We start from the raw sequence: 6,863 nt of genomic DNA, 5'->3' as shown, positions 1-6,863 counted from the left end.
ATGGAGGGGGCCGCGGGCGGTTGTGCCGGGGGCGGCGGGACGACGGCTCCGGCCGGCGACGGCGCGGCGACGGGCCCTGCGGCCGCGGCCGGTTCCTCCACCGTGACGCCGAAGTCGGTGGCGATGCCCGCCAGCCCGTTCGCATACCCCTGGCCGACGGCGCGCGCCTTCCACGCCCCGCCGCGCAGATAGACCTCCACGACCACCAGCGCCGTCTCGGTGCCGAGCCGCGGTGGAGTGAACGTGGCCAGGACGCCGTTGTCGTCCGCGTTGCGGATCGTGGCCGTCGGCTCGATGCCCTGGAAGGTCTGGCCCGCGGCGTCCGGGCTCGCCGTGACGACGATCTTCTCGATGCCCGGGGGGACCGTGGCGGTGTCGACCGTGATGGAGTCGGGGTTCGTACCGCCGCCGGAGCGGTAGGTGACACCCGGGCCCACGGGCTGGTTGTAGAAGATGAAGTCGTCGTCGGAGCGCACCTTGCCGCCGGCGGTGAGCAGCAGGGCCGACACATCGAGCCGCACCGGGGCGGCGACGTCGACCGTCACACGGGTGGCTCCGAGAGGGATGTTCGAGCCGGGGGTCATAGCTGTCATGTGAGGGCTAACGAACGGGGGCGCTTTACCGTTCCCTTACCCGGCAATCGGGTGCGGCGCCCCCGCCGGCCCGGCCTACGGCACCACTACGATCTTGCGTCCCACTCCCGCCGCGAACTGCTCCAGCGCCTGCGGGTAACGCTCCAGCGGGACACGGTCGCTGATGAACACCTGAGGGTCGAGCACCCCGCCCGCGAACAGCTCCGCCGCGCGTTCGAAGCTGTGGAGGACGGCCATCGAGCCGGTGATCGTGATCTCCTGGTTGTAGATCCGGTACGGGTCGATCGTGACCCGCGTCGCGTAGTCCGCCACCCCGAACTGCAGGAACGTGCCCGCCTTCGCGACCCGTCCGAGACCGTCCTGGATCGCCGCCGCGTTGCCCGTGGCGTCGACCACCACGTCCCACCCCTGTGGGCGGTCCAGTTCGTCCGCGCTCGCCGCGGACGCCGTCACACCCAGCTGCCGTGCGGTCTCCAGGCGCGCCGGGTTCACGTCCACCACGTCCACGCTCGCCGCGCCCGTCCGCTTCGCCAGTTCCAGCATCATCAGGCCCATCGTCCCGGAGCCGTAGATCAGCACGTGTGCGCCCAGCCGGGATCGCAGGACGTCGTAGCCGCGTACGGCGCAGGACAGCGGTTCGATCAGCGCCGCGTCCTCGGTGCGCACATGCTCGGGGAGCTTCACACAGTTCGCCACGGGGGCCACCGCGTACTGCGCCGCCCCGCCCGCCGTGGTCACGCCGATCGCCGCCCACCGCTCGCAGAGGTTGTTGTGTCCCGTACGGCAGTAGCGGCACTCGAAGCAGTACAGGGACGGGTCCACGGCGACCCGGTCGCCGACCGAGACCTCGGTGACCTGGGTGCCCACCCCGACCACCGCGCCCGCGAACTCATGGCCCGGCACGATCGGCAGCTTCGGCGCGAACTCGCCCTGCAGGATGTGCAGATCCGTACCGCACAGTCCGCAGGCCGCGACTTCGACGACGACCTCGCGGGGCCCGGGCGTCGGGTCCGGGACCTCGGCGACGACGGCGCGGCCCACGGACTCGATGACGGCGGCCTTCATTTCACGGCTCCCAACGACAGGCCCTGGACAAGCTTGTCCTGGGCGGCGAACCCCGCGGCGAGCACCGGCAGGGAGATGACCAGCGACGCGGCGCACACTTTTGCCAGGAACAGGCCCTGGCTGGTGATGAAGCCGGTCAGGAAGACGGGGGCCGTTTCGGCCACCACGCCGGTGAGCACCCGGGCGAAGAGCAGCTCGTTCCAGCTGAAGATGAAGCAGATCAGCGCGGTGGCGGCGATACCGGGCAGCGCGATGGGGGCAACCACGCGCGCGAGGATCGTCGGCAGCCGGGCGCCGTCGATCTGCGCCGCCTCGATCACCGCCACCGGGACCTCGGCGAGGAAGGACTGCATCATCCACACCGCGATCGGCAGGTTCATGGAGGTGTACAGGATGACCAGGAGCCAGATGTTGTCCAGCATCCCGGCGTTCTTCGCGAACAGATAGATCGGCAGCAGACCCGCCACCACCGGCAGCATCTTCGTGGACAGGAAGAAGAACAGGACGTCCGTCCACTTCCTCACCCGGCGGACGGAGAGTGCGTACGCCGCCGGAAGGGCCAGCAGCAGGACGCACAGCGTCGAGACCACCGACGCCACCGTCGAGTTGATCAGCGCCGGCCAGGGGCTCGCGCCGCCGCCCACGCCGAAGAAGTCGCGGTAGCCGGCCAGGGTCAGGGAAGCGCCGAAGGACGGCGGATTGGTCGCCGCGTCGGCTTCCGAGTGGAACGACGTCAGGGCCATCCAGGCGATGGGCAGGAAGAACAGCAGACCGGCGAGCCAGGCCAGCAGGCCCAGTCCCACTCCGCGGCGGCTGCGGACGCGTACGGCGACGGAGCTCATGCGCGGGACACCTCCTCGCGGAACAGGGACGACACCACGCGCAGGGCGAAGGTCGCGATGACGATCGAGCCGATGACGACCAGCACGCCGGCGGCCGAGGCGAGGCCGTTCTCATGCGCCTGGTAGAAGCTCTGGTAGACGGTGTAGGGGAGGTTCGCGGTGCCCAGGCCGCCGGAGGTGAGTGTGAACACCGCGTCGAAGTTCTGGACGATGTAGATCGAACCCAGCAGGGCGCCGAGTTCGAGGTAGCGGCGCAGATGCGGGAGCGTGAGGTGGCGGAAGATCTGCCAGTCGCTCGCGCCGTCCACCCGCGCGGCCTCGATCTGCTGGTGGTCGCGGCTCTGCAGGCCCGCCAGCAGGATCAGCATCATGAACGGCGTCCACTGCCAGACCAGTGAGGCCTCGACCGCGAGCAGCGGGGTGTTCGAGATCCAGTCCGGCTGGGGGCCGCCCAGGTAGTGCAACAGGCCGTTGAACAGCCCGTATTCGGGGTTGTAGAGCACGTGCTTCCACAGCAGGGCCGCGGCGACGGGCACCACCAGGAAGGGGGCGATGAGCAGCGTGCGGACGAGGCCCCGGCCGCGGAAGGGCCGGTCCAGCAGGAGCGCCAGCGCCAGGCCCACCACCAGGCTGACCAGGACCACCGCGGCCGTCAGCAGGACCGTCGTCCACACCGAGTGGCGCAGGGCGGGGTCGGTCAGAACCTGACGGTAGTTGTCGAGGCCGGTGAAGCGGCGGGCCTTCGGATACAGGGCGTTCCAGTGGAAGAACGAGATCACCAGCGTGGCCACGAACGGCAGCTGGGTGACGGCGATCATGAAGATCAGGGCGGGCAGGAGGGGGGCCCGGGTGGCCCAGGCGCGCAGACGGGCCGAGGGCCGGTGCGCGGTGCGTACTGGAGCTGTGGCCACGGGGGCCGTGGTCGTGGCGATCATCGTCCCTCGTACTCCTTGGAGATCTGCTCGGCGAGCTGCTGGGACTTCTTCAGGGCCGCGCCTGTGGACTGGCGTCCGGCAATGGCCGCGCTGATCTCCTGGGAGACCTTGGTACCGAGGTCGGTGAACTCGGGGATGCCGACGAACTGGATACCGGGTGCGGGGCGCGGCTGCACGCCCGGGTCGGTGGGCCGGGCGCCCTCGATGGCCTCGCGGGTCATCTCCTGGAAGGACGCCGCCGCCTTGCGGTAGGCCGCGTTCCGGTACGTGGAGGCGCGCTTGCCCGCGGGGACGTCGGCCCATCCGCTGGTGTGGCCGACGAGTTGCTCGTACTGCTTGCCGGACGCCCAGGAGATGAACTTCCAGGCCTTGTCCGGGTTTCGGGACGCCTTCTGCATGCCCCAGGCCCAGGTGTAGAGCCAGCCGGAGTTCGCGGTCCTCTCCACCGGCGCCGGGGCGTAGCCGAGCTTGCCCCTGACGGGCGAGCCGGCCGCCTCCAGGAGGCCGGCCGCGGACGTGGCGTCGTACCACATGGCGACCTTGCCCTGGGTCATGTTGTTGAGGCATTCGGCGAACCCGGACTGCGCGGCTCCCGACTCACCGTGCCCCCGGACCAGGTCGACATAGAACTTCGTCGCCTTCTCGAACTCGGGGGAGTCCAGGTGCGCCTTCCAGCTCTTGTCGAACCAGGTGCCGCCGAAGGTGTTCACGACCGTGGTGAGCGGCGCCATGAGCTCGCCCCAGCCGGGCAGTCCGCGCAGGCAGATGCCCCGCATCCCGGGCTTCGCGCCGTCCGCCTTCGCCGCGAGGTCGGCGACCTGCTGCCAGGTGGGGCGGGCGGGCATCGTCAGGCCCTTCTCGGCGAACACGTCCTTGCGGTACATCAGGAAGGACGACTCGCCGTAGAACGGCTGACCGTAGAGCCTGCCGTCGTCGCCGGTCAGCGACTGGCGCATCGGCTTCAGGACGTCCTGTTCGTCGTAGGCACCGTCCCTGGCGACGTACGAGTCCATCTCGTGCAGCCAGCCGTTGCGGGCGTAGATGGGGATCTCGTAGTTGCTCAGGGTGGCGACGTCGTACTGGCCCGCCTGGTTGGCGAAGTCCTGGCTGATCTTGTCGCGGACGTCGTTCTCCGGCAGGACGGTGAAGTTCACCTTGATGCCGGTCTCCTTGGTGAAGTGCGCGGCGGTGAGCTTCTGCAATTCGACCATCTGCGGATTGTTGACCATCAGCACATTGATGGAGTCGCCGCCGGAACCGGCCCCGCCCGCCCCGGCCCAGCAGCCGGAGAGTAGCGGGGCGAGCAGCGTCCCTGCGGCGGCCATGGCGAGCACGGCTCGCGGCCTCCGTCGGCTCTGGGTGCGCATCGATCGCTCCTGGACGTATGGGGAGATGACGTATGGGGAGATAAGGGGCGCACAGGGGCGTGGGCGTCCCTCGGGGAGGGGATTGGCTCTTCAGCTGTTCTCGGGCGGCGTCGGAGGGGGTGTCAGACGCGGATGACCTGGGGGCCCTGCAGGGAGTAGCGGTGCGCCTCGGAAGCAGGCAGCAGCGTGCTCGTGACGATCGTCTCCAGGGCGCCGACCTCCGCGAACCGGCAGAAGCTCACCGCCCCGAACTTGTGGTGCGCGCCCGCGAAGACCGTGCGCCGGGCGGCGCGGATCGCCTGCGCCTTGACCTCGCTGACCGCGGGGTCGGGGGTGGTCAGACCGTGTTCGCGGGAGATGCCGTTGGCGCCGATGTACGCCAGGTCGATGACGAACCCCGCCAGCATCTTCGTCGCCCAGTGGTCGACGGTGGCGAGGGTGCCCGGCCGCACCCGGCCGCCGAGCAGCAGGACCGTGGTGTTCTCGGCCTCCGCGAAGGCGCCCGCGGTGGTCAGGGACGCGGTGACCACCGTCAGCGGGCGGTCCCGGGGCAACGCCTCGGCGATGAGCTGCGGCGTGAAGCCCTCGTCCACGAAGACGGTCTCGGCGTCCCCGAGGAGCTCGGCCGCGGCGGCCGCGATCCGGCGCTTCTCGGGCACGTGGCTGGTGGCGCGGAAGGCGAGGGTGGTCTCGAAGCCGGCGCTCTCCACGGGGTAGGCGCCACCGTGGGTGCGGCGGACCAGGCCGTGGTCCTCCAGGGCGCGCAGATCGCGTCGTACGGTCTCCTTGGCGACGCCCAGTTCGGCGGCGAGCGTGGTGACGTCGACCGAGCCGGTGCGGCGGGCGGCCGTGACGATCTCGCGCTGGCGTTCTTCCGCGGTCCTCGTCGTCATCGTCGCCTCCCGCCTTTCGCGTGCTGCATTCCTTGCCCGTTCGGGCCCGGTGGGGCCCGTGGGGGAAGTTTTACAGCGGGTGTGCGGCGTTGACCAGGTCTGTTGCGCGGCCGAGTGTGACCGATCCCGCCCGTTCGGCCTGTCCCGTGCCCGCCTCGGAGCTGGGGCGGAGCGGCCGGAAGGGTGGGATCGGGCGGCCTTCGTGCCCGAATGGCGGGGCCGGCGGGCCCGTTCGGTGCCCGCCCGCGCTGGGGGAGGTCCGTCAGTACGGCCAGATCGGCGGGTCCGTGACGAAGTGGCCGCCCAGGCGTGCATGGGCCGGGTCGTCCGGCTCCAGCTCCCCCTGCTCGGCGATCAGCCTCTCGGCGTAGGGCTCGGAGTCGTCCTGCGGCTCGTAGCCGAGCGCCCGCGCGCTCTTCAGGTCCCACCACAGCCGCGTGTTCGCGGACGAGCCGTAAACGACGGTGTGTCCGACGTGCTCGGCGGTCAGGGCCGCGTGGAAGAGGCGGGCGCCGTCCCCGGGGCTCATCCAGATGGAGAGCATCCGGACGCTGGTCGGCTCGGGGAAGCAGGAGCCGATGCGCACGGAGACCGTCTCCAGGCCGTGCTTGTCCCAGTAGTACTGGGCGAGGTCCTCCCCGAAGGCCTTGGAGAGGCCGTAGAAGGTGTCCGGGCGGCGCGGGGTGTCGATGGGGATCAGCGGGTCGTCGCCCCGGGGACGGGGGGTGAAGCCGACGGCGTGGTTGGAGGAGGCGAACACGATGCGGCGCACGCCCTCCTCGCGTGCCGCCTCGTACAGGTTGTAGGTGCCTTCGACGTTCGCCTTCAGGATCTTCTCGAACGTGGACTCCAGGGAGATGCCCGCGAGGTGGAGGACCGCGTCGACACCCCGTACGGCCGCGCGCAGCGCCTCCCGGTCCCCGAGGTCCGCGGTGATCGCGTCCGGCACGCCCTCGACCGGCCTGAGGTCCAGAAGGCGCAGTTCGTAGCCGTACCGGGGCAGCAGTCCCCGCATCAGGGTGCCGAGGCCGCCGGCGGCGCCGGTGAGCAGAACGGTGCGGGGAGCGGACATCCTCGGGTCTCCTTGAGTCAAGGCCGCATTCGTGTACAGAATTCATATGCATGGACACGCTATGAAGCGCTCGGCCGACCAGTCAAGTGGGGCGCG

7 protein-coding genes are annotated in these 6,863 nt (G+C 70.4%); all 7 read right to left on the bottom strand.

Features of this window, described 5'->3' with window-relative positions; all coding sequences use genetic code 11:
* The coding region (locus AAW14_RS23555) for a TerD family protein (protein ID WP_265565925.1) at positions 1-584 on the bottom strand (584 nt) is incomplete at its 3' end.
* Positions 585-668: 84 nt separating this feature from the next.
* A complete protein-coding gene (locus tag AAW14_RS23550; RefSeq protein WP_265565924.1) occupies positions 669-1,658 on the bottom strand; it encodes a zinc-dependent alcohol dehydrogenase family protein in 990 nt (329 codons plus the stop codon).
* Entirely contained in the window at positions 1,655-2,500 is an 846-nt protein-coding gene (locus AAW14_RS23545; RefSeq protein WP_265565923.1) for a carbohydrate ABC transporter permease, read from the bottom strand. The genes AAW14_RS23550 and AAW14_RS23545 overlap by 4 nt, the downstream gene beginning before the upstream one ends.
* Positions 2,497-3,435, bottom strand: coding sequence for a carbohydrate ABC transporter permease (locus AAW14_RS23540; protein WP_265565922.1), 939 nt, complete (start codon positions 3,433-3,435; stop codon positions 2,497-2,499). The genes AAW14_RS23545 and AAW14_RS23540 overlap by 4 nt, the downstream gene beginning before the upstream one ends.
* Positions 3,432-4,802, bottom strand: coding sequence for an ABC transporter substrate-binding protein (locus AAW14_RS23535; RefSeq protein ID WP_265565921.1), 1,371 nt, complete (start codon positions 4,800-4,802; stop codon positions 3,432-3,434). The genes AAW14_RS23540 and AAW14_RS23535 overlap by 4 nt, the downstream gene beginning before the upstream one ends.
* A gap of 122 nt (positions 4,803-4,924) precedes the next feature.
* Positions 4,925-5,695, bottom strand: coding sequence for a DeoR/GlpR family DNA-binding transcription regulator (locus AAW14_RS23530; protein WP_265565920.1), 771 nt, complete (start codon positions 5,693-5,695; stop codon positions 4,925-4,927).
* A gap of 262 nt (positions 5,696-5,957) precedes the next feature.
* On the bottom strand, positions 5,958-6,767 hold the full coding sequence (locus AAW14_RS23525; RefSeq protein ID WP_265565919.1) for an NAD-dependent epimerase/dehydratase family protein: 810 nt from the start codon (positions 6,765-6,767) through the stop codon (positions 5,958-5,960).
* Positions 6,768-6,863: the final 96 nt, after the last annotated feature.

The organism is Streptomyces hygroscopicus (assembly GCF_026168105.1).
GTDB lineage: Bacteria > Actinomycetota > Actinomycetes > Streptomycetales > Streptomycetaceae > Streptomyces > Streptomyces hygroscopicus_D.
This window is presented reverse-complemented; position numbering and strand designations above follow the sequence as displayed.